Annotated in this window: 23 protein-coding genes and 1 riboswitch; of the genes, 9 read left to right on the forward strand and 14 right to left on the reverse strand. The window is 58.4% G+C overall.

Annotation, left to right across the window (positions count from 1 at the left end):
* Positions 1–179: 179 nt before the first annotated feature.
* A complete protein-coding gene (gene pitA / locus OQV00_RS01375) occupies positions 180–1,679 on the reverse strand; it encodes an inorganic phosphate transporter PitA (RefSeq protein WP_004868665.1) in 1,500 nt (499 codons plus the stop codon).
* 230 nt (positions 1,680–1,909) lie between these two features.
* Here pitA and OQV00_RS01380 point away from each other — a divergent pair, with 230 nt between their 5' ends.
* Positions 1,910–3,103 (forward strand): BaiN/RdsA family NAD(P)/FAD-dependent oxidoreductase, encoded by a 1,194-nt coding sequence (locus tag OQV00_RS01380; RefSeq protein ID WP_104895401.1) that lies wholly within the window; start codon positions 1,910–1,912, stop codon positions 3,101–3,103.
* Between the two features lie 43 nt (positions 3,104–3,146).
* Here OQV00_RS01380 and OQV00_RS01385 read toward each other — a convergent pair whose 3' ends face one another.
* The 8 genes from OQV00_RS01385 to OQV00_RS01420 form a co-directional block, all read right to left on the reverse strand.
* Positions 3,147–4,160, reverse strand: a complete 1,014-nt coding sequence (locus OQV00_RS01385) for a magnesium transporter (RefSeq protein ID WP_004868661.1) — start codon at positions 4,158–4,160, stop codon at positions 3,147–3,149.
* A gap of 56 nt (positions 4,161–4,216) precedes the next feature.
* A riboswitch (M-box (ykoK) riboswitch) is annotated at positions 4,217–4,400 on the reverse strand.
* A gap of 139 nt (positions 4,401–4,539) precedes the next feature.
* Complete coding sequence (gene nikR, locus OQV00_RS01390; RefSeq protein WP_004868659.1) at positions 4,540–4,956, reverse strand: nickel-responsive transcriptional regulator NikR; 417 nt, start codon at positions 4,954–4,956, stop codon at positions 4,540–4,542.
* The gene (gene nikE / locus OQV00_RS01395) at positions 4,944–5,735 is read right to left on the reverse strand and encodes a nickel import ATP-binding protein NikE (RefSeq protein WP_266279728.1); all 792 of its coding nucleotides are present in this window, start codon (positions 5,733–5,735) and stop codon (positions 4,944–4,946) included. The genes nikR and nikE overlap by 13 nt, the downstream gene beginning before the upstream one ends.
* A complete protein-coding gene (gene nikD / locus OQV00_RS01400; protein WP_266279730.1) occupies positions 5,732–6,496 on the reverse strand; it encodes a nickel import ATP-binding protein NikD in 765 nt (254 codons plus the stop codon). The genes nikE and nikD overlap by 4 nt, the downstream gene beginning before the upstream one ends.
* Complete coding sequence (gene nikC, locus OQV00_RS01405) at positions 6,496–7,329, reverse strand: nickel ABC transporter permease subunit NikC (protein ID WP_015585573.1); 834 nt, start codon at positions 7,327–7,329, stop codon at positions 6,496–6,498. Before nikC ends, nikD begins: the two co-directional genes overlap by 1 nt.
* Positions 7,326–8,270 (reverse strand): nickel ABC transporter permease subunit NikB, encoded by a 945-nt coding sequence (nikB, locus tag OQV00_RS01410; protein WP_004868652.1) that lies wholly within the window; start codon positions 8,268–8,270, stop codon positions 7,326–7,328. Before nikB ends, nikC begins: the two co-directional genes overlap by 4 nt.
* Positions 8,270–9,838: a nickel ABC transporter substrate-binding protein gene (nikA, locus tag OQV00_RS01415; protein ID WP_004868650.1), complete on the reverse strand. Its 1,569-nt coding sequence runs from the start codon at positions 9,836–9,838 to the stop codon at positions 8,270–8,272. Before nikA ends, nikB begins: the two co-directional genes overlap by 1 nt.
* A gap of 195 nt (positions 9,839–10,033) precedes the next feature.
* A complete protein-coding gene (locus tag OQV00_RS01420; RefSeq protein ID WP_004868649.1) occupies positions 10,034–10,894 on the reverse strand; it encodes a LysR family transcriptional regulator in 861 nt (286 codons plus the stop codon).
* A 97-nt stretch (positions 10,895–10,991) separates the two neighbouring features.
* On the opposite strand from OQV00_RS01420, the gene OQV00_RS01425 reads away from it, so the two are divergent.
* From OQV00_RS01425 to arnF, 8 genes are all read left to right on the forward strand, one after another.
* Complete coding sequence (locus OQV00_RS01425) at positions 10,992–11,525, forward strand: phenolic acid decarboxylase (RefSeq protein WP_160873409.1); 534 nt, start codon at positions 10,992–10,994, stop codon at positions 11,523–11,525.
* Positions 11,526–11,892: 367 nt separating this feature from the next.
* Entirely contained in the window at positions 11,893–13,032 is a 1,140-nt protein-coding gene (gene arnB, locus OQV00_RS01430) for a UDP-4-amino-4-deoxy-L-arabinose aminotransferase (protein ID WP_004868647.1), read from the forward strand.
* A 1-nt stretch (position 13,033) separates the two neighbouring features.
* The gene (gene arnC / locus OQV00_RS01435) at positions 13,034–14,017 is read left to right on the forward strand and encodes an undecaprenyl-phosphate 4-deoxy-4-formamido-L-arabinose transferase (RefSeq protein ID WP_004868646.1); all 984 of its coding nucleotides are present in this window, start codon (positions 13,034–13,036) and stop codon (positions 14,015–14,017) included.
* Positions 14,014–15,999 (forward strand): bifunctional UDP-4-amino-4-deoxy-L-arabinose formyltransferase/UDP-glucuronic acid oxidase ArnA, encoded by a 1,986-nt coding sequence (arnA, locus tag OQV00_RS01440; RefSeq protein WP_015585575.1) that lies wholly within the window; start codon positions 14,014–14,016, stop codon positions 15,997–15,999. The genes arnC and arnA overlap by 4 nt, the downstream gene beginning before the upstream one ends.
* Complete coding sequence (gene arnD / locus OQV00_RS01445; RefSeq protein ID WP_266279734.1) at positions 15,996–16,898, forward strand: 4-deoxy-4-formamido-L-arabinose-phosphoundecaprenol deformylase; 903 nt, start codon at positions 15,996–15,998, stop codon at positions 16,896–16,898. The genes arnA and arnD overlap by 4 nt, the downstream gene beginning before the upstream one ends.
* Positions 16,895–18,550 carry a lipid IV(A) 4-amino-4-deoxy-L-arabinosyltransferase gene (gene arnT / locus OQV00_RS01450; RefSeq protein ID WP_004868643.1) on the forward strand — a complete coding sequence of 552 codons (1,656 nt, stop codon included), beginning with the start codon at positions 16,895–16,897 and terminating at the stop codon, positions 18,548–18,550. The genes arnD and arnT overlap by 4 nt, the downstream gene beginning before the upstream one ends.
* Positions 18,547–18,885 carry a 4-amino-4-deoxy-L-arabinose-phosphoundecaprenol flippase subunit ArnE gene (arnE, locus tag OQV00_RS01455; RefSeq protein ID WP_004868642.1) on the forward strand — a complete coding sequence of 113 codons (339 nt, stop codon included), beginning with the start codon at positions 18,547–18,549 and terminating at the stop codon, positions 18,883–18,885. The genes arnT and arnE overlap by 4 nt, the downstream gene beginning before the upstream one ends.
* Positions 18,885–19,268 (forward strand): 4-amino-4-deoxy-L-arabinose-phosphoundecaprenol flippase subunit ArnF, encoded by a 384-nt coding sequence (arnF, locus tag OQV00_RS01460; protein WP_004868628.1) that lies wholly within the window; start codon positions 18,885–18,887, stop codon positions 19,266–19,268. Before arnE ends, arnF begins: the two co-directional genes overlap by 1 nt.
* 1 nt (position 19,269) lies before the next feature.
* Here arnF and acpT read toward each other — a convergent pair whose 3' ends face one another.
* Genes acpT through OQV00_RS01485 form a run of 5 tightly spaced genes read right to left on the reverse strand, consistent with a single transcriptional unit; the run spans position 19,270 to position 23,437 of the window.
* On the reverse strand, positions 19,270–19,839 hold the full coding sequence (acpT, locus tag OQV00_RS01465) for a 4'-phosphopantetheinyl transferase AcpT (RefSeq protein WP_048022859.1): 570 nt from the start codon (positions 19,837–19,839) through the stop codon (positions 19,270–19,272).
* Between the two features lies 1 nt (position 19,840).
* Complete coding sequence (locus OQV00_RS01470) at positions 19,841–21,070, reverse strand: beta-ketoacyl-ACP synthase (protein WP_015585577.1); 1,230 nt, start codon at positions 21,068–21,070, stop codon at positions 19,841–19,843.
* Positions 21,067–21,798: a 3-ketoacyl-ACP reductase FabG2 gene (locus tag OQV00_RS01475; RefSeq protein WP_213894203.1), complete on the reverse strand. Its 732-nt coding sequence runs from the start codon at positions 21,796–21,798 to the stop codon at positions 21,067–21,069. The genes OQV00_RS01470 and OQV00_RS01475 overlap by 4 nt, the downstream gene beginning before the upstream one ends.
* Positions 21,795–22,271, reverse strand: coding sequence for a hotdog family protein (locus OQV00_RS01480; protein ID WP_048022864.1), 477 nt, complete (start codon positions 22,269–22,271; stop codon positions 21,795–21,797). The genes OQV00_RS01475 and OQV00_RS01480 overlap by 4 nt, the downstream gene beginning before the upstream one ends.
* Complete coding sequence (locus tag OQV00_RS01485) at positions 22,268–23,437, reverse strand: beta-ketoacyl-[acyl-carrier-protein] synthase family protein (RefSeq protein WP_127673267.1); 1,170 nt, start codon at positions 23,435–23,437, stop codon at positions 22,268–22,270. Before OQV00_RS01485 ends, OQV00_RS01480 begins: the two co-directional genes overlap by 4 nt.

Raw genomic sequence — 23,437 nt, forward strand, 5'->3', positions numbered from 1 at the left:
GCCATACATTCTCCGCTGTGAGGTATTTTATCCTGGCCGGGATGATATTTTTTTTCCTCCATGTTTTTTGAACAAAAAATGTTCAGATTTTCCTCATGCCAGAAAAAGATTAAGTAAAACAACGGACATAAAAAAAGCGGGTCAGTTTCCTGACCCGCTTTTTTGTCGCTTTCAGCTTCTTAGATAATCTTCAGCGCTATCCAGTACAGCCCGCCGGACAGCAGAATCGCCGCCGGGAGAGTAAGCACCCACGCCATCAGAATACTGGTGACGGTCTTTCTCTGCAGGCCGCCGCCATCGACGAGCATCGTCCCCGCTACGGAGGAGGAGAGCACGTGGGTGGTGGAAACCGGCATACCGGTGTAACTCGCCAGACCAATCGAAACCGCCGCGGTCATCTGGGCAGACATACCTTGTGCGTAGGTCATACCTTTCTTACCGATCTTTTCACCGATAGTGGTCGCCACGCGACGCCAGCCGATCATCGTGCCGATACCCAGCGCCAGCGCCACGGCCATAATGATCCAGATTGGCGCGTACTCGATGGTGCTCAGCATATCGGTTTTCAGTTTCTTCAGCAGGCGCTGATCGTCAGCATTCACTTCCGGTAACTTCGCGACTTTATCGGTGGTGTCGGAAATGCACAGCATGATGCGACGCAGCTGACTACGCTGATCAATGGAGAGCGAGTCGTAGCTTTCAATACCGGTCAGCGCCGTCTTCACGCGATTCAGCGCGTTGATGGTATTCGCCGGATGACAATGGAACTCACCGCCGCTGGCGGCCGTCCCGGCCTCCGGAGACGGAATCAGCTGGTCAACGCCGGTGGCCTTTTTCAACAGCTCAGGGCGCTGTTCGAAGAAGGTTTCCACGTTGTTCACCGCATCGCGGGTCCGGGTTATTTCATAGCCGGAGGCATTCATGTTAACCACGAAACCAGCCGGCGCCACGCCGATCAGCACCAGCATGACCAGACCAATGCCTTTCTGGCCGTCGTTAGCACCGTGCGAGAACGATACGCCAATGGCGGACAGAATCAGGGCAATACGGGTCCAGAACGGCGGCTTTTTCTTACCGTCTTTCTTTTCACGTTCTGCAGGCGTCAGGTGAATACGGGCGCGTTTTTTGGTACCGCTCCAGTAACGACGCAAAATGAAAATCAGGCCGCCAGCGACCACCAGACCAACAATCGGTGAGATGATAAGTGAGCCAAAAATACCGATGACTTTCGGGATATTCAACGCGTCGACCACGGACGTGCCGGTCATCAGCGCATTGGTTAAACCAATACCGATGATAGCGCCGATCAGCGTGTGCGAGCTGGAGGCCGGAAGGCCAAAATACCAGGTACCGAGGTTCCAGATAATCGCTGCCAGCAGCATAGAGAACACCATGGCGAGGCCATGTGCGGAACCCATGTTAAGCAGCAGGTCGGTCGGCAGCATATGCACGATGGCATAAGCGACGCTGAGACCACCCAACAGAACGCCGAAGAAGTTGAAGAGGGCCGCCATCGCAACCGCAAGTTGTGACCGCATTGCGCGTGTGTAAATCACAGTAGCAACAGCGTTTGCGGTATCATGAAAACCGTTAATCGCTTCGTAAAACAGCACGAAAGCTAAAGCAAGCAATAGTAATAGCCCGGTATGTAAATCCAGACCGGCAAATAAATGTAGCATAGGACGTTACGCCATTTTGAGGACATGAACGCGGCGCATTATCAGTGACTTTAGCGGCGCGGGCAAAGTGAAATATAGACTTTTTTTGATTTTCTTCCTGTCTGGATTTTACCTGCTTGAGAGTAATCCTATATCTTTCAATGATGTACATGAATACATCGATTTTCGTGCTGGTGCGACCAGCGTGAAAAATTTACAATTCCCGACAATCGGGATATGAGGAAAGTTGTGTGGAAAGGTTTGATGCCATTGTAATTGGCGCCGGAGCGGCGGGAATGTTTTGTGCAGCGCAGGCGGGCCAGGCGGGGCTGCGCGTGCTGTTGCTGGATAATGGCAAAAAGCCAGGCCGTAAAATCCTGATGTCCGGCGGCGGTCGCTGCAACTTTACCAATATGTATATTGAGCCGGCCGCTTATCTCAGCCTGAACCCGCATTTTTGCAAATCTGCGCTGGCGCGTTATACCCAGTGGGATTTTATCGAACTGGTGGGCAAACACGGTATTGCCTGGCATGAGAAGACCCTCGGCCAGCTGTTTTGTGATGATTCCGCAGAGCAAATCGTCAACCTGCTGCTGGCGGAATGTGACAAGGGCGGCGTGCAAATTCGCCTGCGTAGCGAAATTATCAGCGTAGAACGCGACGATGAAGGCTACAGACTGCAACTTAATGGCGACGAGGTGGCGGCGAAAAAACTGGTGGTCGCCTCCGGCGGCCTGTCGATGCCCGGACTGGGGGCATCGCCGTTCGGCTATAAACTTGCCGAGCAGTTTGGTCTCAAGGTGCTGCCGACCCGTGCGGGGCTGGTGCCCTTTACTCTGCATAAACCGCTGCTTGAGCAGCTGCAGGTGCTCTCGGGCGTTTCGGTGCCATCAACCATTACCGCACAGGACGGCACGGTGTTCCGCGAGAATCTGCTGTTTACCCACCGCGGGCTCTCCGGGCCGGCGGTACTGCAGATTTCCAGCTACTGGCAGCCGGGCGAGTTTGTCACCATCAACCTGCTGCCTGATTGCCATCTTGATGATTTCCTTAACGAGCAGCGGAGCGAACATCCGAATCAAAGCCTGAAAAACACCCTCGCTATGCAGCTGCCGAAGCGGCTGGTGGAGTGCCTGCAGCAGCTGGGGCAAATTCCGGACGTCACGCTAAAACAGCTCAACGTGCGCGAGCAGGAAATGCTGGTGGAGACGCTGACCGCCTGGCGCGTGCAGCCCAACGGCACCGAAGGCTACCGTACGGCGGAGGTGACCCTCGGCGGCGTAGATACGCACGAACTGTCGTCGCGGACCATGGAAGCACGCAAGGCGCCGGGGCTCTATTTTATCGGTGAAGTGATGGATGTGACCGGCTGGCTGGGAGGGTACAACTTCCAGTGGGCATGGTCTTCTGCCTGGGCCTGCGCCCAGGCGCTGGTAGAAGCGTAAGACAGGGGCAGCTTCTCTGCTACGGGAAGCTGCCCTCGGTTTATCAGTTCAGACCAAGAAAGTGCTGGGCGATTTTGAAGTAGATAATCAGCCCGGTGCCATCAATCAGCGTGGCGATAAACGGCGCGGAAACGACCGCCGGGTCGATGCCCACGCGTTTAAGCGTCAGAGGGATCACTGACGAGACCACCGCGCTCCACAGCGTAATGCAGACCAGCGTCAGGCTGACAATCAGAGTGATCTCCATGCCGATGCCCATCATCCAGGCGCGCAGGCAGCCCGCCAGACCGAGAGTGAGGGCAATCAGCAGCGACGTCGTCATCTCTTTACGAATCACCCGGCCCATATCGCGCAGGCGTACTTCCCCGAGCGCCATGGAACGGACCAGCGTGGAGGTGATCTGCGTACCGCTGTTACCGCCGGTGCCGATCAGCAACGGAATAAAGAAGGCCAGCGCAATGGCGGATTCCAGCGCCTCTTCAAAATGTTGAATGACGCTGCTGGTGTAGGCTTCTGCCACGAACAGCAGCAATAACCACACCGAACGTTTCTTCCACAGCGTCCACGGGCTGATCTCCAGATAGGGCTTCTCCAGCGGGAGCGTTGCGCCCTGGCGATGCACATCTTCGGTGACGTCGTCCTCCAGCAGATGGGCAATCTCTTTCTCCATCAGGCAGCCAACCAGCTCACCTTTTTCAACCACCGGCACCAGGTCGAGTCCGCGTTCGCTCAGTTCGGCGACCACCTCCTGACGCTCATCATCGGGTTTCACGCGGAACAGGCAGCTGTCCATCAGATAGCGAATGGATTGCGCCGTATCGCTCTCCTGAAGCAGCTTTTTAATGGATAAACTGCCGCGCAGCTTCTTTCCGGCCACCACAAAGACCTGGCCCGGAATATCATCGCTGGTGAGTTGCGAGACAAAGAGCTCCCGCGCTTCATAGACGCTGAGGTGCTCGGGCAGAGTGATAAAATCGGTACGCATGTACTGGGCGATCGCATCGCCGTCGAAGGCGGAAGTGGCCAGGTGCGCGGCGCAGTGTTGCATTGAAGACATGGTGTAATTCCCTATAAAAAATCACTCATAGGGGCGAACAAGACAGGATGAGCACAGGCAGATCCCTACGTCCTGGTTTTAGCACTGCACAACGTATCTGTCCGGCATGAACGCCGTCAGAAGTTACCTTGGCAACACCTTGATTCGATGGATGCCTGTATTTCCCTGAGTGGTCTCTCTCGATACCAGCAGGGCGGTAACTTGTATTTGTGCAGGAGCCTCGCCATAACGAGATCGTTAAATGAGCGGCCATTATAGGAAGGTAGACAAGTTGTGAAAGCGTATAATTTACGTGGTTTATCAACGGTTGATAAACCACGTAAAATTGGTCGGTTTTCCGGGCGATGCGTCGAATGGCATTGCCGCCATTATCGGCGGGTCAGTCGTGCGAACCCTCGTCTTGCGCGGTTAAGCAGTGCAGATGCCCGTGACGTACGCCGCGCTGGGCAATCACCTCATCGGCAAAATGCCGCACCTCGCCCATTTCACCTTTAAGGACGGCAATCTCCAGACAGTCATCATGGCTGATATGCACGTGCAGCGTCGCAACGGACAGATCGTGATGGTGATGCTGCGTGGCGATCAGTCGGCTTGCCAGCTCGCGTTTTTCATGTTCATAGACATAGGAAAGCACCGCGTAACCGCGCTGTTCGGGCTGTTGCGCATGCTCATGCATCAACGAATTGCGCAAGATATCGCGCACCGCCTCCGAACGGTTGTGGTACCCGCGCTGGGCGCTCAGCGCGTCCAGGGTCGCCAGAAGATCGTCATCAAGAGTCAGGGTTACGCGCTGCATGGTCGTTTCTCTATGGCAAGGGAAGGTGGAAAAGCGGGAAGGACCGCACGCTGGAGTGTCCGGCCCGCCATTGACTGAAGACGCAGCGGTGTGTTGACCGCCGTGGTTTCCAGAATCTGCCCGCTCTCCATCACCATCACCCGCTGACAAAAGCGCTCGACCAGCCGCAGATCGTGGGTGATAAACAGGCAGGCGGTAGAAAACTGTACCTGCAGACGCTTCAGCAGCGCAACGATCTCCGCCTGTAAAACGAGATCAAGATTCGAAACGGCCTCATCGAGGATCAGTAAGGGGGGACGAACAACCAGCGCCCGGGCCAGGCAGACCCGCTGCAGCTGCCCGCCGCTGAGCTGGTGCGGGCGTTTGTCGAGCAGGTGTGGAGAAAGGTCCACCGCCTGCATCATCGTTTCGACCCGCGCCTGGCGCTCATCGCGCGCGAAGCGGAACAGATGGCGCAGCGGCTCGCTGATGATCTCATTCACCGTTTTGCGCGGGTTCACCGCGCTTTGTGCATCCTGGAAAACCAGCTGGATATCGCGACGAAATGCCCGCTGCGCGTCGCCTTTTAACGTCTGAATCGGCGTTCCGCGCCAGGTTATCTCGCCGTGATCCGCTGTTTCAAGGCCGACCAGCATCCTCGCCAGGGTGCTTTTACCGCAGCCGCTGCGTCCGAGCAGCGCCACCGTTTCACCCGCCTGGATACTCAGGCTGACGTCGCGCAGCACGCCCGGATGGTGCGGGTAATCGTGGCTGACGTCGGTCACGTTCAGTAGGTTCATCCTGCAAACTCCATTCCGTACAGCGCCAGGTGTGCCGCCAGCAGCCGTTGACTGACCGGATGTCGGGGAGCGCTAAACAGGGTGTTGACGTCGCAACGCTCGACGATGCGCCCGTGGTCCATCACCGCGACCTCATGCGCCAGCCGCGCCACCACGCCCATGTCGTGAGTGACCAGCAGCAGGCCCTGGCCGCGGTTGGAGACAATCTCTTCCAGCAGATCCAGAATGCGCCCCTGCGCCACGGCATCGAGGTCGGTGGTAGGTTCATCGGCGAAGATAAAGGGGGCTTTACTCAGCAGGGCGAGGGCGATCATCATTCGCTGCAACATCCCGCCGCTCATCTCGAAGGGATAGCGTTTCAGGAGCTGAGACGGGTTTTCCAGACCGACGGCGGTCATGGCGGCAATAAGCGCCGCATCATCCGCGGGCTGGCCGGTGGCGCGGCAGGTTTCCCGCGCGTGAGTTGCCATCGTATACAGCGGATTAAAGGCGCTGCGCGGATTCTGCATAATCGTGGCGACGGTACCGCCCCGCAGCTGTTCGCCGTGCACCGGAATGCCGTCCAGCAGCAGACGCCCGGCGGTTTGCCGGACACCGGGAGGCAGAACGCCAAGCGCTGCGGCGCAGGTCAGCGATTTTCCGCAACCGCTGCTACCCAGCAGGGCCAGCACCTGCCCGCGACGCAGGGTCAGCGACAGCGCCGTCACCAGCGGGCGGCCGGCGCACAGCGTCAATTGTTCTAACTGGATCTTTTGCGGCATCAGTGGCTGTGCTCCGCGATTAGGTGAGGATCGAGACGATCGCGCAGCGCGTCGCCCACCAGGTTAAAGGCCATCACGCTGATAAACAGCGCCAGGCCGGGCCACAGCATCTGTAGCGGCTGGGTCCAGATAAACTGCCGCGCATCGTTAATCATTACCCCCCATTCCGCCGTGGGGGCGCTGACGCCAAGACCGAGGAACGACATCCCGGCGACGTGCAGCATCATATGACCGATATCGAGGGTGGCGAGAACCAGCAGCGAGGGCACCACCGCGCCGGCCAGGTGATCGAGGAAAAGCCGCCAGCGATTTGCGCCGCTCAGCCGCGCGGCGAGAATAAACTCGCGCTGGCGCAGGGATACCACCAGGCTACGAACCATGCGCGCGTACCAGGCCCAGTGAGACAGGGCGATAGCGATAATCACGTTGGTCAACCCGGTCCCCAGCACGCCGACCATAAAAAACGACAGAATAGAGGTAGGAAAGGTCATAAACATATCGGCCACCCGCATGGTGAGCTGATCGACGCGCCCGCCCATGAGTCCGGCACAGCCGCCAACGAGAAGCCCCAGCGCCAGAACCAGCAGTAAACAGGCCATCACCGCCCCCAGTGACACCCGGGTCGCCGCCAGCAGACGGGAGAAAATATCGCGGCCAAGATGGTCGGTCCCCAGCCAGTGCTGGCCGTCAGGTGGCAGCAGACGGGAAGGTAAATCAATGGCCTGCGGATCGTACGGTAGCCACCACTGGCTGGTGAGCGCCACCAGCATCAGCAGAACGATAATGACCAGCGCCGCGCGCACCGAACCGCGCGCTGAGAAGAAAAAGCTCATGAGTGCGCTCCTTCATGACGACGAATACGCGGGTCCAGCGCGGCATTGACCAGATCGACCGCCAGATTGCACAGGGCGAATACCACCACCATGATAAGCGTAAAGCATTGAATCACAGGATAATCACGGTTAAAAATGGCCGAAACGGCATAGCGCCCGACGCCCGGCCAGGCAAAGATATTTTCGATGATCATCGTCCCGCCGATCAGTTCGCCAATGTGCATTCCTACGGCGGTAATCATCGGTAGCGAGGCGTTGCGCAGAATGTGACGACGTTCGATTTGCCTGGCATTCAGGCCGCGCAGGCGAGCCCAGGTGACATGGCGCTGTCCGGCGACTTCCAGCATGCTGGCGCGCAGGAGGCGGGCGTTAATCGCCAGCGACATAAACGCAATCGACACGGCCGGCAGGACGATATGCTGCCAGCTGCCGTAGCCCAGAGCTGGCAGCCACTGTAAATAGACCGAGAAGAACAGCACCAGCAAAAAGGCGAGCCAGAAGTTAGGCATCGACACGCCAAGAAAGGCGATGAGCCGCACGATGAAATCCGGCAAATGCTCGCGGTGACGCGCGGCCCAGATACCCAGCGGTACGGAGGTCAGCAGGATCAGCACCAGCGCCGCGCCAGCCAGCTGCAGCGTTGCGGGCAGGAAGCGCAGCACATCGTCAAGCACCGGACGCTGGGTGGCAAATGATACGCCAAAATCGAGATGTAGCGCCCGCCAGAGCCAGCGGCCGTACTGGACGACGAGCGGCTGATCCAATCCGAGCATCGTCCGCGTAGAGGCCACCATATCCGGCGTGGGCGGCAGGTTTGAAAGCCGCAGATAGTCGAGCGCCGGGTCACCGGTGCCGAGGCGAAGCATCAGGAAGATAATCACCGAGGCGGCAAAAATCATCGGAACCATCAGCAGTATGCGTCGCAGCAGATAACGTTGCATCAGGGATTCACCGGCTGGATCTGTTCGAACGGAATTTCAGCGGTAACCGCTGCGTAAGGAATCGCTCCCAGCTCGGGTTTCGCCACCACCATCATTGAGATATAGCTGACGGGCAGATAGACCGCGTCGTTGTGCAGACGGGTGAGAATATCGCGATACAGCGCCTGACGTTGCGCATCGTCGCTGGTGGTCAGAACCTGGCCAATCTCTTTATCAATCAGCTGCTTGTCCGCTAGCCCTTGCTGCGCCTGGTAATCGGCATGCGAGGGGACGCGCATTGAGCTCATAAAAGCGTGCGGGTCGTACGGCGCGCCCCAGGTACGGTTAAAAATCATGCCAAAGCGGCCGTCGCGCTGGCGGGCGTAAATGCTGCTCTCCTCTTCGCCAACCAGCGCCACATCCACCCCGACCTGGCGCATATCCGCCTGGATTATCTCCGCCATCGACTTACTCAGGGCATCGGTACCGATAAACGACAGTTCGATGTGCAGCGGCTGGCCATTCTTCTCGCGAATCGCTTTGCCCGCGGGCCTGACCCAACCGGCCTTTTCCAGCATGGCGTTGGCCTGCTGTGGGTCGTAGTGGCGCGGTTTCAGGCCAATATTGGCGTACGGCACGGAAGGGGCGAAAAGCGTGTCGGCCACCTGCTGCGTACCGTACAGCGCATTGTCGATCAGCGATTTTTTGTTCACCGCGTAATTCAGCGCTTCACGCACCGCCAGTTCGTTCGTGGGAGCTCTGGCGGAGTTCAGGGCCAGCATCACCGTTTCGACAGGCTGAGAGAGCTGGGTACGCCAGGCCGGGTTATGGCTGAAACGAGCGAAGGTATCCAGCGGCAGCAGGCCTTCGTTGCCGTAAAGCAGATCGATATCGCCGGTTTCAAAAGCGACGGCGCGGGTCATCGGGTCCGGAATCACTTTCACGGTCACCTGGCGGATCGCCGGTTTGTCACCCCAGTAGCGGTCGTTACGTACCAGCACATCATACTGGTTGAGCTGCGAGGTTTTCAGCACCCAGGGGCCGGTGCCGATCGGCGCTTTGATACCGTGCTGTGTTCCCCCTTCAACAAATTGCGAAGGGGCGATAAAACGGAACGGGCGCGGCAGCGCCAGCTCCTGCAAGAAAGGGTAGTAGGCGCTTTTGAGCGTAATCTGCAGCTGCGTATCGCTGAGCGCCCGTACGTCGGTAATCTGGTTGGTCAGCTCCAGCCAGGCATGGCGCTGCCGGTTAGCCAGCACCGCCTGGAAGTTGGCGACCGCGGCCTGCGCATTGAACGGCTCGCCGTTAGAAAACTGCACATCGTTACGCAGGGTAAAGAGCCACACTTTCCCGTCCGCAGAGTGGCTCCAGCTGCTCGCCAGCCACGGCTTGACCGAACCATCCTGCTGGTATTTGACCAGCGGCTCGTAGACCATGCTTTGGGCAAACATTTGGTTGGGGGTATACAGATGCGGATTCAGCGGACCCACGTTCACCGGCCAGGCGGTGGTGATGTCGTATGAAGCGGCGGCGGTCAGCAGAGGTGCGCAGGCGAGAAGCGCCAGCAGCGTGGTGCGGAAAATAGACAAGGTCTTTATCTCAACAGGAAGGAAAGTATGATGATTTTAATAATTCATCATACTTCAGGCCTAACCTGGATCAATCTCAGGACGGAAAGTATAAGAATTTCATATACCCACTTCGTCCGTCAGGTTGTCTGCCGGTCAGCCAGGTCGAGACAACGTAAAGGATTCGTGGCCCGAAGGCTCGCGCAAGCGGGCGATTCAGGGCGCCCGGAACAGCGCCAGCAGCGTGGCGAGCTGCTCATCAATGGGCGCCAGATCGCGTTTGACGATCAGGTGCAGCGGCGTGGCGCGTCGGGCGCCGTGGCTGAGCGGCAATATTTTCAACAGACCCTGATCCAACCGGGAGCGGATGCGCTCTTCCGGGAGCCAGCCGAAGCCAACCTGATAGAGCACCGCATCGATAGCGGCATCAATGGTGGAAAATGTCCACGCATCGCGCCCTGTCTGCGGGTCGTCGCTGCGATCGGCGATACGCACCAGCGGCCAGGAGGCCAGCGCACTGTCGTCGAGGGGGCCGCTCAGTCTGGCAAGCGGATGGTCCCGGTGGGCAACGGCAACAAAATCAATGTTCATCAGCCATTCGCCGCGTCCGGTAATATCCTGGCGGCGGGTGAGTACCATCACGTCGGCTTCGCTGCGGGCCTCCTGCTCATCTTTCATGTTTTCGAGGACTTCGGTCAGCCTCACCTGAGTCTGCGGATGGCGTTGCTGAAACTGGCGTAGAATGGCGAACAGCCGTTCGCGAGGGAAAATACTGTCCACAACCAGGTCCAGACGGGTTCGTGCGCCGTTGTGCAGGGTCGCCGCGCGGGTTTCAACGTATGAAAATGCCTGCAGGAGCGGTTTTACCTGGCTTAGCAGCAGCTCCCCGGCCGGAGTGAGTACCGCGCGGCGGCCAGAGGGGTGCAGCAGCGCGACACCCAGTCTTTCCTGCAGCAGGGCGAGGTTATAGCTCACCGAGGACTGGCTGCGATGAGTCTCTTCTGCTGCTTTTGCGAAGCTACCCAGCTCGATGACTTTTTCCAGCAAGGCCCACTGTTCCAGCGTCGTTTTGTGCATGATTTATCGAAAAAGTGAATGAATTTCATCAAAACATAGCGTTATTCATCCATTTTTTAAAGCAGTATGCTTGTTCTCAACACATAGAGGAGAACAGATTATGAGCACATTTGACCAACATGACCTGAGCGGTTTTATCGGCAAACATCTGGTTTATACCTACGATAACGGCTGGAATTACGAAATTTACGTGAAAAACGCCCACACCCTGGATTACCGCATTCACAGCGGTATCGTCGCGAATCGTTGGGTGAAAGATCAGCAGGCTTACATCGTTCGCGTCGGCGAAAGCATCTACAAAATTTCCTGGACCGAACCGACCGGCACTGATGTGAGTCTGATCGTAAACCTCGGCGACAAACTGTTTCACGGCACCATCTTCTTCCCGCGCTGGGTGATGAATAATCCGGAAAAAACCGTCTGCTTCCAGAACGATCATATCCCGCTGATGGTTTCTTACCGTGAAGCCGGACCGGCTTACCCGACGGAAGTGATTGACGAGTTCGCCACCATCACCTTTATACGTGATTGCGGCGCGGATAATAACAGCGTCATTAATTGCCCGGCTAATCAATTACCGGCTGACTTTCCTGCAAATTTGTCATCTACCGGAAATGATTTTGTGAGCTAAGATGTGTTTTTGAAATTCAGATTGCAGAATAAAATTCTATTTATTGTTTAACTGTTTAATGTCTGTTTACTTTACTACATCGTGCTCCTGTTTTGCCCATAAACGGGAGCCGGTTTCCCACTCTTCCCCCGCGTTGTCATTTGTAAATTCCATTTAAAAACAATTGATTATTGTCTATTCGGCAAATTATATTAATTTCTTAATATTATCCTAAGCAACCCCGTCTAAATTTAATAACGTCAAATACCCTGGAATGAAAAGTGGCATTGAAGAGATTCCATTTTCATTTTGTTTAAGTCCGCTGGCGCAGGATATTTTTTCTATCGACCCGCAACCCTGAAAGGGTCATATACAGAACAGGAAAATGATGAGCGAATTTTTGCCGTTTTCGCGCCCGTCGATGGGCGACGCAGAGCTGGCTGCGCTGCGTGAAGTTTTGCAATCGGGCTGGATTACTACCGGACCGAAAAACCAGGCGTTGGAAGAGGCATTCTGCACGCTGACCGGCAACCGTCACGCCGTGGCGGTGAGTTCGGCGACCGGTGGCATGCACGTCACGCTGATGGCGTTGGGCATTGGCCCGGGCGATGAAGTCATCACGCCATCCCAGACCTGGGTTTCCACGCTGAACATGATCTGTCTGCTGGGCGCGACACCGGTGATGATCGATGTCGATCGCGACAATCTGATGATTACCGCCGAGGCGGTTGAAGCGGCGATTACCCCCAACACCAAAGCGATTATTCCCGTGCACTACGCGGGCGCGCCTGCGGATATCGACGCGATTCGCGCCGTGGCAGAACGTCACGGTATCCCGGTGATTGAAGATGCCGCGCACGCGGCGGGAACGTATTACAAGGGCAAACATGTGGGCGGTCGCGGCTGCGCGATCTTCTCATTTCACGCCATTAAAAATATGACCTGCGCCGAAGGCGGACTGATCGTGACCGATGACGATGCGCTGGCATCGCGCATTCGTAGCCTGAAATTCCACGGTCTTGGCGTCGATGCCTATGACCGTCAGACGCATGGTCGGGCGCCGCAGGCGGAGGTGATTTCGCCGGGCTTCAAATACAATCTGGCCGATATCAACGCCGCGCTGGCGCTGGTACAGCTGGATAAACTGGCCCATGCCAACCAGCGTCGTAGCGAGATTGCCCAACGCTATCTGCGCGAGCTGGCGGATACGCCGTTTAAGCCGCTGGCGATACCGGAATGGGAACACCAGCACGCCTGGCACCTGTTTATTATTCGCGTGGATGAAGCGACCTGCGGAATCAGCCGCGATGCGTTGATGGAAAAACTGAAAGCCATGGGCATCGGCACCGGCCTGCACTTCCGTGCGGCCCACACGCAAAAATATTACCGCGAGCGTTTCCCGACGCTTTCCTTACCGAATACGGAATGGAACAGCGCGCGTATCTGTTCACTCCCTTTGTTCCCGGATATGACCGACGATGACGTCACTCGGGTCATTTCCGCGCTGCACCAGCTGTCAGGATGTTGATATGTTTACTTACCCACCCGTGAAAAAAGTCTCGGTCGTTATTCCGGTTTATAACGAACAGGAGAGCCTGCCTGAGCTGATTCGCCGTACGGATGCCGCCTGCGCGACGCTGGGCCGCCAGTATGAGATTCTGCTGGTCGACGATGGCAGTAGCGATGATTCTGCCCGCATGCTGACCGAGGCTGCTGAAGCCGAAGGCAGCCATGTGGTCGCGGTGTTGCTTAACCGCAACTATGGCCAGCACTCGGCCATTATGGCGGGATTCAGCCATGTGACCGGCGATCTGATTATTACCCTTGATGCCGACTTGCAAAACCCACCGGAAGAGATCCCGCGCCTGGTGGCGAAGGCGGACGAAGGTTACGACGTGGTCGGTACCGTTCGGCAGAACCGCCAGGACACCTTCTTCCGTAAAAGCGCGTCGAAGATGATCAACCGCCTGATTCAGCGCACCACCGGTAAAGCGATGGGGGACTACGGCTGCATGCTGCGCGCCTATCGCCGCCACATTATCGACGCGATGCTCAATTGCCATGAACGCAGTACGTTTATCCCGATTCTGGCAAATACCTTCGCGCGCCGGGCGGTCGAAATCCCGGTGATGCACGCGGAGCGTGAATTTGGCGATTCCAAATACAGCTTTATGCGCCTGATTAATCTGATGTACGACCTGGTGACCTGTTTGACCACCACGCCGCTGCGTCTGCTGAGCGTCTTCGGCAGCGTGATTGCCCTGCTGGGCTTCGCTTTCGCCTTCCTGCTGGTGTTCCTGCGGCTGGTATTTGGCCCGCAGTGGGCGGCGGAAGGGGTGTTCATGCTGTTTGCCGTACTGTTCATGTTCATCGGTGCCCAGTTTGTCGGCATGGGGCTGCTCGGGGAGTATATCGGACGCATCTATAACGATGTCCGCGCCCGTCCCCGCTACTTTATTCAACGTGTTGTTCGTCAGCCGGAAACGGCGTCTCAAGAGGAAGATCGTTCATGAAAGCTGTAGTCTTCGCTTATCACGATATGGGTTGTGCTGGCATTCAGTCTCTGCTGGATTCCGGGTATGAAATCGCCGCTATTTTCACCCATCCGGATAACCCTGGCGAAAACCATTTCTTTGGCTCGGTTGCGCGTATTGCTGCTGAACAAGGTATCCCGGTGTGGGCACCTGAAGATGTTAACCACCCGCTGTGGATTGAACGCATTCGCGACATGAAGCCGGACGTCCTGTTCTCTTTCTACTATCGCAACATGCTGGGCGACGATATCCTCAGCCTTGCACCAAAAGGCGGCTTTAACCTGCACGGTTCTCTGCTGCCGCAATATCGCGGCCGCGCGCCGCTGAACTGGGTGCTGGTTAACGGTGAAACGGAAACCGGCGTGACTCTGCATCGCATGGTCAGCCGTGCGGATGCCGGCGCTATCGTGGCGCAGCAGACGGTTGCTATCGGCGCGGATGATGTCGCGCTGACCCTGCATCGCAAGCTGTGCGCCGCGGCGTCAGAGCTGCTGAACCAGGCCCTGCCGGCGATTCGTGAAGATAAAATCCAGGATCGTGCGCAGGATGAAAGCCAGGCCACCTACGTTGGTCGCCGTACGCCGGAAGATGGCCGTCTCGACTGGGACAAACCTGCGCTAACGCTGCATAACCTGGTCCGCGCCGTTTCCGATCCGTGGCCGGGCGCGTTTGGCTATGTTGGTGCGAATAAATTTATCGTCTGGAAATCCCGCGTGCGCCAGGACCTGGCCGCGGCGAAGCCTGGAACGGTGATGTCGACCTCTCCGCTGGTGATCGCTTGCCAGGATGGCGCGCTGGAGATCGTAACCGGTCAAACCGAGCGCGGCGTTTACATGCAGGGTACGCAGCTGGCGCAGGCGCTGGGGCTGGTATCCGGTGCGGTACTGAGCAGCAAGCCGGTTGTGGCGATTAAACGCCGTACCCGCGTGCTGATCCTTGGCGTGAACGGTTTTATCGGTAACCACCTGACCGAGCGTCTGCTCGCCGACGACAACTATGAAATCTATGGTCTGGATATCGGGTCGGACGCGATCGGTCGTTTCCTGGGCAACCCGCGCTTCCACTTCGTTGAAGGCGATATCAGCATTCACTCCGAGTGGATCGAATACCACATTAAGAAATGCGACGTGGTACTGCCGCTGGTGGCCATCGCGACGCCAATCGAATATACCCGCAACCCGCTGCGCGTGTTCGAGCTGGACTTCGAAGAGAACCTGAAGATCATCCGCGACTGCGTGAAATACGATAAGCGCATTATCTTCCCGTCGACCTCCGAAGTGTACGGCATGTGCACCGACAAAAACTTCGACGAAGACACCTCAAACCTGGTGGTGGGCCCGATCAACAAACAGCGCTGGATTTACTCGGTATCGAAGCAGCTGCTCGACCGCGTTATCTGGGCCTATGGCGACAAGTCCGGCCTGCGCTTCACCCTGTTCCGTCCGTTTAACTGGATGGGACCGCGTCTGGATAACCTGAATGCCGCACGTATCGGCAGCTCTCGTGCGATTACTCAGCTGATCCTGAACCTGGTTGAAGGTTCGCCGATCAAGCTTATCGAAGGCGGTAAACAAAAACGCTGCTTCACCGATATTAGCGATGGTATTGAAGCGTTGTTCCGCATTATCGAGAACAAAGACGGCCGCTGCGACGGGCAGATTATCAACATCGGTAACCCGGAAAACGAAGCCAGTATTAAAGAGCTGGCGGAGATGCTGCTGGCGTGCTTCGAGCGTCATCCGCTGCGCAATAACTTCCCGCCGTTCGCCGGTTTCCGCGATGTCGAGAGCAGCGATTACTACGGTAAAGGCTATCAGGACGTGGAGCATCGTAAGCCGAGCATTCGTAACGCGAAGCGCTGTCTGAACTGGACGCCGACGGTTCCGATGGAAGAAACCGTGGAGCATACGCTCGACTTCTTCCTGCGTACGGTTGAGCTGGTGGACGACAAGACATCATGAAACAGGTCGGCTTACGCATAGATGTCGATACCTTTCGCGGTACCCGGGACGGGGTACCGCGTCTGCTGAGCCTGTTGGGCCAGCACGGGGTTCAGGCAAGCTTCTTCTTCAGCGTTGGGCCGGACAATATGGGGCGCCATTTATGGCGCCTGATAAAACCGAAGTTTCTGTGGAAGATGCTGCGCTCAAACGCCGCTTCGCTGTACGGCTGGGATATTTTGCTGGCCGGCACCGCATGGCCTGGGCGACGGATTGGCGCGGGTAATGAAGAGGTTATCCGTGCGACGGCGCAGGCGCATGAAGTGGGTCTGCATGCCTGGGATCATTACAGCTGGCAGGCATGGAGCGGCGTCTGGCCACAGGAACGGCTGGCGCTGGAGGTCGAACGCGGCCTGCTCGAGCTGGAGCGGATCATCGGCCGGTCGGCCACCTGTTCCGCCGTGGCGGGCTGGCGCGCGGATCAGCGGGTGATTAAAGCCAAAGAGTCCTTCAATTTCCTCTACAACAGCGACTGCCGGGGCTCGCGCCCCTTCCTGCCGTTGCTGGGCGATAAGGTGACAGGTACGGTGCAGATCCCCGTTACGCTGCCTACCTGGGATGAAGTGGTCGGCAGTCGCGTCGATGCCGGGGGCTTCAATCGCTATCTGCTGGATTGTATTCACCGGGATAGCGGTACGCCGGTCTACACCATTCATGCTGAAGTGGAAGGCATTGCCTTCGCGCAGCAGTTTGATGAACTGCTGACGATGGCCGCACAGGAAGAAATCCAGTTTTGCCCGCTGAGCCAACTGCTGCCCGCAGATTTTAGCGAGCTGCCGCTGGGTAAAGTGGTTCGCGGTGAATTGGCCGGCCGGGAAGGCTGGCTTGGGCGTGAACAATTATTGAGTCAGGACGTATGAAAAGCATTCGTTATAGCGTCTCTTTAGTGGTGTTATTTGCGCTGTATTATCTACTTCCGTTGAATTTCCGACTGCTCTGGCAGCCTGATGAAACGCGCTATGCGGAGATCAGCCGCGAGATGCTGGCGTCCGGTGACTGGGTGGTGCCGCATTTTCTCGGGCTGCGCTATTTTGAAAAACCGATTGCCGGATACTGGATTAACAGCATCGGGCAGTGGTTGTTTGGCCACAATAACTTTGCCGTGCGCTTTGGCTCGGTCTTCTCCATTAGCGTCACCGCGCTGCTGATTGCGTGGCTGGCATGGCGCATCTGGCAGGACAAACGGGTGGCGATTCTGTCCGCCGTGATCTTCCTGACCGCACTGCTGGTCTACGGTATTGGCACCTATGCGGTGCTGGACCCGATGATCACCCTGTGGATGGCGCTGGCGATGTGCAGTTTCTGGGGCGCCGCTCAGGCGCAGACCCGAAACGGTAAAATCATCGGCTACGCGCTGCTGGGGGCGGCCTGTGGAATGGGGGTGATGACCAAAGGCTTCCTGGCGCTGGCGGTGCCGGTTGTCGGGGTTCTGCCGTGGGTGATTGCCCAGAAGCGCTGGCGTGAAGTGCTGACCTACGGCTGGCTGGCGGTGGGGGTCTGTATCCTGACGGTGCTGCCCTGGGGCCTGGCTATCGCCAAACGCGAACCGGACTTCTGGCGCTATTTCTTCTGGGTGGAGCATATTCAACGCTTTGCCGAGAAAGATGCCCAACACAAGGCGCCGTTCTGGTATTACATCCCGTTCCTGTTCGCCGGAAGTCTGCCGTGGCTGGCGCTGCTGCCCGGGGCGCTGAAGCGCGGCTGGAGCGAGCGCGATGACGTGCGCGGCGCGCTGTATCTGCTTGGCTGGGTGGCGATGCCGTTCCTGTTTTTCAGTATCGCCAAAGGGAAACTGCCGACCTACATTCTGCCGTGCTTCGGGCCGCTGTCGATTCTGATGGCTCGCTATGGGCTGGATGCGGCGAAGGCGGGAGCGAAGGCGCTGCGTATTAACGGCCTCATCAACCTGGTCTTTGGCCTGGTGGGTCTGATTGCCGTGCTGGTGGTGTCGCCGTGGGGCGTGATGCATAAACCGGTCTGGACGCAGATTGAGCTGTATAAATGTCTGCTGGCGGCGATTGCGTTTGCCGTCTGGGCGCTGATGGGCTGGCTGGCGATGAAAGATAACGGCCGTCGCTGGACATTAGCCGCCTGCTGTCCCCTGGGGCTGGCGCTGCTGATTGGCTTTGCCATTCCTGACCGGGTGATTGATAGTAAGCAGCCGCAGTTCATGGTCGATATCATTGGTGAATCGCTGGCGCCAAGCCGCTATGTGCTGAGCAACAACGTCGGCATTGCCGCCGGTCTGGCGTGGGAACTCAAGCGTAACGATATCATCATGTATGACAAGCAGGGCGAACTGAAGTACGGTTTAGACTGGCCGGATGCGAAGAATGGCTTTGTGAGCCAGAGTGAGTTTGCCAGCTGGCTGGCAGCGCATCGCCAGGAAGGACCGGTATCGCTGGTGCTGCTGATGGACAAAGGAGAAAACATGGCCGATTTACCTCTACCGAAACCTGACAACACCTACGTGTTGGAGCGGGTTGTGTTTCTCCAGTATCTGCCGCAATGAGTACCTGGATCTGCCTGGCGCTGGCGAGCCTGTTAAGCTGCGCCGGGCAGCTGTGCCAGAAGCAGGCGACGCGCCCGTCTAAATCACGGCGGCGCGGTCGCCATATTCTCGGCTGGCTGGGCCTTGCGCTGCTGGCGCTCGGCGGCGGTATGCTGCTGTGGCTGAGCGTGCTGCAATCCATTCCGGTGAGCGTGGCCTATCCCATGCTGAGCCTCAATTTTGTCTGGGTGACGTTAGCGGCCTGGGGGATCTGGCGAGAGCCGGTAGCCCGGCGGCACTGGGTCGGCGTCGGGCTGATTGTGGTCGGCATCGTGGTGCTCGGGAGTAGCGTCTGATGGGCTTAATCTGGGCGTTATTCAGCGTCGGGCTGGTCAGCGCCGCACAGCTTCTGCTGCGCGGGGCGATGGTTGAGCTGCCGCCGCTGAGTGACCTGTTCGCGTTTCTCAATCATCTTTTCCATCTGCGTGCCGGAACTATCGGCCTGGGGCTGGGACTGAGCGGCTACCTGCTGTCGATGGTCTGCTGGTACTTTGCGCTGCATCAGCTGCCGCTGGCCAAAGCCTACGCGCTACTCAGTCTGAGCTATATTCTGGTCTGGGCCGCCGCTATCTGGCTGCCCGGCTGGCATGAACCTTTCCACTGGCGCTCCCTGCTGGGGGTGCTGATTATCATCGCCGGCGTGCTGACAATCTTCTGGCCGGCGAAGCGCAAAACCTGAGTCAGCGGATCCTGTCGGCCTTCAACGCAAACGGCGTTGGTGTGCAGACCGCCAGACTCAGATTGGCAAGCTGGATCTGACTGACCGGGAACGCCGCGCCGCGCGTGCTGTCGACGCTGGCAATCTGCCAGGCGCTGCCGCCGCGCTGCTTAACCATCGCTTCTTTGCGCGTCCAGATACGCCAGAAGGCGTCGAGCTGCCGCTCCGGATGCTCCGCTTCTACTTCCGCATGCTCCCCAGGACTGAAAATGGCGTTAGCCAGCCTGCGCCAGTTCGGGCGAGGGCGAATCACTTCGATATCGCAGCCGACCTCGCCTTCATCGCTGAGCAGCAGGGCGATATCATCGCCGCTGTGGCTGAGGTTAAACCAGAGTCCCGTCTCGCCGGAGAACCCCGGTTTACCGTGTTCAGCGTAAATAATCTCAGGCAGCGGCGACACCGCCTGCGCCAACAGGACCCGGCCCGCCAGCCAGCTTGCGCGACGACTGCCCTGCGGCGCCTGAGCCGCGAGCTTATGCGGCAGAGGCCGGGTGCTTAACGTCGAGATTTTTCCCAGGAAAAGTCGATACATATCAGGGCCAGCGCTGAATAATGATGGACGTATTGATCCCGCCGAAGGCGAAGTTATTACTCTGGATAAATTCGCAATCAATCCGGCGGCTCTCGCCCATAATGTAATCCAGCTCGCCGCACTGCGGGTCCGGCCGGCGCAGGTTGAGCGTAGGGGCAAACCAGCCCTCCCGCATCATTTGCAGGCTCATCCAGGCTTCCAGCGCCCCGCAGGCGCCCAGGGTATGGCCAAAATAGCTTTTTAGCGAAGAGATCGGAACGCGGTCGCCAAACACGGCGGCGCTGGCCTGGCTCTCGGCAATATCACCGCGATCGGTCGCCGTGCCGTGCGCCGAAATATAGCCAATATCCTGGGCGCTTAAACCGGCCATTCTGAGCGATTGCTCCATGCAAATTTGCATGGTTTCCCGCTGCGGCTGGGTAATATGCGCCGCGTCGCAGTTGGTGGCGAAACCGATGATTTCACCGTAAATCGTCGCTCCCCGGGCTTTGGCATGTTCCAGCTCTTCCAGCACAAAGGTGCCGGCGCCTTCGCCAATCACCAGACCGTCACGGGCTTCATCGAACGGCGATGGTGTGGTTTTCGGCTCATCGTTGCGCTGGCTGGTCGCGAACAACGTATCGAAAATAGCCGCTTCCGACGGACACAGCTCTTCAGCGCCGCCGGCCACCATGATGGTCTGATAGCCGTGACGAATCGCCTCCCAGGCATAGCCAATCGCCTGGCTGCCGGAGGTGCAGGCGCTGGAGGTGGGAATGACCCGCCCGCGCAGGCCGAAGAACAGGCCGGTGTTCACTGCGGTTGTGTGCGGCATCATCTGGACGTAGGTCGTGCCGGTGATGTTATTGGTATGCTTTTCCGTCAGCATGGTCGCGAATTCGCTGACCGGACCGGTGCTACCGGTAGAGGAGCCGTAGGCAATACCGGTTTCGCCATTGGTGAGAACCGCCTCGCCAGTCAGTCCGGCCTGCTCCAGCGCCAGCTCGCTGGCGCGGGTGGACATCAGCGAGACGCGGCCCATGGCGCGAATGCGCTTGCGCGTATAGTGCTCCGGCAGGGTGAAATCGTCGATGGGGGCGCCGAGTAGCGTATGCAGACCATCATAGATTTGCCACTCGGGCATTGTGCGCACGGCGTTCTCGTAGGCCTGTAGCCTGGCGGATACCGCCTGCCAGCTTTCGCCGAAGGCGGTGACGCCGCCCATACCGGTAATGACGACGCGACGAGTCATAGCATACCTCCATTGATGGAAATCACCTGACGCGTCACATAGCCTGCAATATCCGACATCAAATAGCTGGCGAGTCCGGCGACTTCTTCGGCCTGACCCATGCGTTTCATCGGAACGAGCGACATCGCCTCTTTGAGGGCGGCCTCTTCCATGGCGATCATCCCGGTATCAATCAGCCCTGGGGCAATGCAGTTGACGGTGATCTTGCGTTTTGCCAGCTCAATGGCCAGCGCTTTGGTCGCGCCGATAATGCCCGCTTTGGCGGCACTGTAGTTAACCTGCCCGCGGTTGCCCATGACGCCTGACACCGAAGAGAGCGTGATAATCCGTCCGCCCTGGCGGGCGCCGATCATCGGCATGATGCATGGCTGAATGACGTTATAAAAACTGTCGAGATTGGTGTGGATCACCGCATCCCAGTCGCTGTCGCTGAGCGCCGGGAAGGCGCCATCCCGGGTAATGCCGGCATTGCTCACCACACCGTACCACGGCCCATGAGTCGCGATATCCTGCTCCAGCACCTCGCGGCACTGCTCACGGTTGGCGACATCAAAACTCAATGTCCGGCCCGCTCCCCCGGCGGCGCGGATGCTCTTCAGCGTCTGCTGCGCACCCTCTGCGTCACGATGATAATGGACGCCGACAATAAAGCCATCGGCCGCCAGCTGGCAGGCGATGGCACGCCCGATACCCTTGCTGGCACCGGTCACTAATACGGAACGACTCATGGTTTCTCTCCCTGATTAAAAAGCGTCGTTAACTCTTCCTGGGTGGGCTGGAAGGTGTTGATGCGGCCCGTTGCCAGCGTGTCATTCCCGCAGCAGATCGTGCAGTCGAAGCTACCGAAACGTTCATCCTGCATTAATAAGCTGACCGCGATGGTCAGCGTTTGCCCGGCGGGCAGAACGCCGGCGGCGCACACCAGTTCTCTGGCTCCCAGCACCATACCGAGGGCGATGTTGCCCAGGTTTTTCTGATGACGATGCCAGCCGGACCAGACGCCAATGGTCTGCGCCATCAGCTCCAGCGCAAACCAGCCCGGCAGATCGCCGTTGGCATCAAGAAACGGCGTCAGTACGCCCCCGGAGGCGACGGTCACGCGGCAGGTGGCCGTTTCCTCGGACACCTCCAGCACCTCTTCGAGCAGCAGCATCGGGGCATCGTGCGGCAGATAGGCGCCGGGCGCCAGGTAATGGCTCATGAAAGTCTCCCGAGTAAAATGCTGGCGTTGTTGCCGCCAAAAGCAAATGAGTTGGACAAAATCAGCGGGCGTTCCAGAGGCTGCGACGTCGCGATGATACCGCACTCCGCCAGCGCCGGGTCGCGCGGCGAGAGGCTGAAATCCTGCGCCGGCAGTGGCAAATGACGCTGCAAAATCAGCATACCGATTGCCGCTTCGGTGATCCCGGCGGCGCCGAGAGTATGTCCGGTGAGGTGTTTGGTTGAGCTGCACGGCACGGTGTCGCCAAACAGCTGCTGCATGACCTGCGACTCCACCCGATCGTTAAGCGGCGTGGCGGTGCCGTGCAGGTTGATATAGCCCACCGCCCCGGCGGTGATGCCGGCATCGTCAAGCGCCTGGGTAATGGCGCGGATGGCGCCTTCGCCCTGCGGATGCGGGGCCGAAATATGGTGCGCATCGCTTGATTCGCCGACGCCCAGCAGCGCGATCGGCTGCGGCTCGCGCGTCAGCAGCATCAGCGCCGCCCCTTCACCGATGGTGATCCCGCAGCGGTCGCGGGCAAAGGGCTGGCATCGCGTCACCGAAAGGGACTCCAGACTATGAAAACCGTTCACCGGCATCCGGCTCAGCGTATCGGCGCCGCCGACAATAGCCACGTCGGCGAGGTCGGCTTCAATCAGCCGTCGCCCGCTGATAATGGCCCTGGCGCTGGAGGAGCAGGCGGTGGAGAGGGTGAACGCCGGGCCGTCCAGCGCCAGCCAGTGGCTCAGAAAGCGCGACGGATCGCCCAGCTCCTGCTGCGGATATTGCCAGCCGGCGCTGGTCCCGCCGTTCAGCGTGGCAGCCACGTGAATATCGCCCTCGTCGAGGCCGGAGGTGCTGGTGCCGAGCACCACCGCGACGCGGTCGCTTCCGAAGCGCGCGATGGCCTCGTCGACCTGGGGACGGATCTGGGTTAGCGCCGCCAGCAGCAGCTGGTTATTACGCGATCGGTGGGCCGCAAAATCATCGGCAATGGCAGGCAGGACGGCATCCACGCCGCCGAGTACCGCTGCGGGCTGTCCCTCTAGCCAGCCCGCACGCGGGCGCATACCGGGGGCAATGCCGCGTGTCAGATTCGCGGCGATTTCATCGCAGTTGTCACCCAGCGCATTGATCATGCCGACAGCAGAAATGTAGATCAT

This window comes from Klebsiella sp. DY2415, from assembly GCF_026314315.1.
Classification (GTDB): Bacteria; Pseudomonadota; Gammaproteobacteria; order Enterobacterales; family Enterobacteriaceae; genus Klebsiella; species Klebsiella ornithinolytica.

What these genes read in the sequence shown, in the direction of transcription:
- pitA (WP_004868665.1), bottom strand. Translation starts at nt 1,679, where the DNA reads ATGCTACATTTATTTGCCGGTCTGGATTTACATACCGGGCTATTACTA.
- OQV00_RS01420 (WP_004868649.1), bottom strand. Translation starts at nt 10,894, where the DNA reads ATGCACAAAACGACGCTGGAACAGTGGGCCTTGCTGGAAAAAGTCATC.
- OQV00_RS01385 (WP_004868661.1), bottom strand. Translation starts at nt 4,160, where the DNA reads ATGTCTTCAATGCAACACTGCGCCGCGCACCTGGCCACTTCCGCCTTC.
- OQV00_RS01475 (WP_213894203.1), bottom strand. Translation starts at nt 21,798, where the DNA reads ATGAGTCGTTCCGTATTAGTGACCGGTGCCAGCAAGGGTATCGGGCGT.
- nikC (WP_015585573.1), bottom strand. Translation starts at nt 7,329, where the DNA reads ATGAGCTTTTTCTTCTCAGCGCGCGGTTCGGTGCGCGCGGCGCTGGTC.
- arnD (WP_266279734.1), top strand. Translation starts at nt 15,996, where the DNA reads ATGAAACAGGTCGGCTTACGCATAGATGTCGATACCTTTCGCGGTACC.
- arnC (WP_004868646.1), top strand. Translation starts at nt 13,034, where the DNA reads ATGTTTACTTACCCACCCGTGAAAAAAGTCTCGGTCGTTATTCCGGTT.
- arnB (WP_004868647.1), top strand. Translation starts at nt 11,893, where the DNA reads ATGAGCGAATTTTTGCCGTTTTCGCGCCCGTCGATGGGCGACGCAGAG.
- arnE (WP_004868642.1), top strand. Translation starts at nt 18,547, where the DNA reads ATGAGTACCTGGATCTGCCTGGCGCTGGCGAGCCTGTTAAGCTGCGCC.
- nikB (WP_004868652.1), bottom strand. Translation starts at nt 8,270, where the DNA reads ATGCAACGTTATCTGCTGCGACGCATACTGCTGATGGTTCCGATGATT.
- nikE (WP_266279728.1), bottom strand. Translation starts at nt 5,735, where the DNA reads ATGAACCTACTGAACGTGACCGACGTCAGCCACGATTACCCGCACCAT.
- arnT (WP_004868643.1), top strand. Translation starts at nt 16,895, where the DNA reads ATGAAAAGCATTCGTTATAGCGTCTCTTTAGTGGTGTTATTTGCGCTG.
- OQV00_RS01470 (WP_015585577.1), bottom strand. Translation starts at nt 21,070, where the DNA reads ATGACTCGTCGCGTCGTCATTACCGGTATGGGCGGCGTCACCGCCTTC.
- nikD (WP_266279730.1), bottom strand. Translation starts at nt 6,496, where the DNA reads ATGCCGCAAAAGATCCAGTTAGAACAATTGACGCTGTGCGCCGGCCGC.
- nikR (WP_004868659.1), bottom strand. Translation starts at nt 4,956, where the DNA reads ATGCAGCGCGTAACCCTGACTCTTGATGACGATCTTCTGGCGACCCTG.
- arnA (WP_015585575.1), top strand. Translation starts at nt 14,014, where the DNA reads ATGAAAGCTGTAGTCTTCGCTTATCACGATATGGGTTGTGCTGGCATT.
- arnF (WP_004868628.1), top strand. Translation starts at nt 18,885, where the DNA reads ATGGGCTTAATCTGGGCGTTATTCAGCGTCGGGCTGGTCAGCGCCGCA.
- acpT (WP_048022859.1), bottom strand. Translation starts at nt 19,839, where the DNA reads ATGTATCGACTTTTCCTGGGAAAAATCTCGACGTTAAGCACCCGGCCT.
- OQV00_RS01480 (WP_048022864.1), bottom strand. Translation starts at nt 22,271, where the DNA reads ATGAGCCATTACCTGGCGCCCGGCGCCTATCTGCCGCACGATGCCCCG.
- OQV00_RS01485 (WP_127673267.1), bottom strand. Translation starts at nt 23,437, where the DNA reads ATGATCTACATTTCTGCTGTCGGCATGATCAATGCGCTGGGTGACAAC.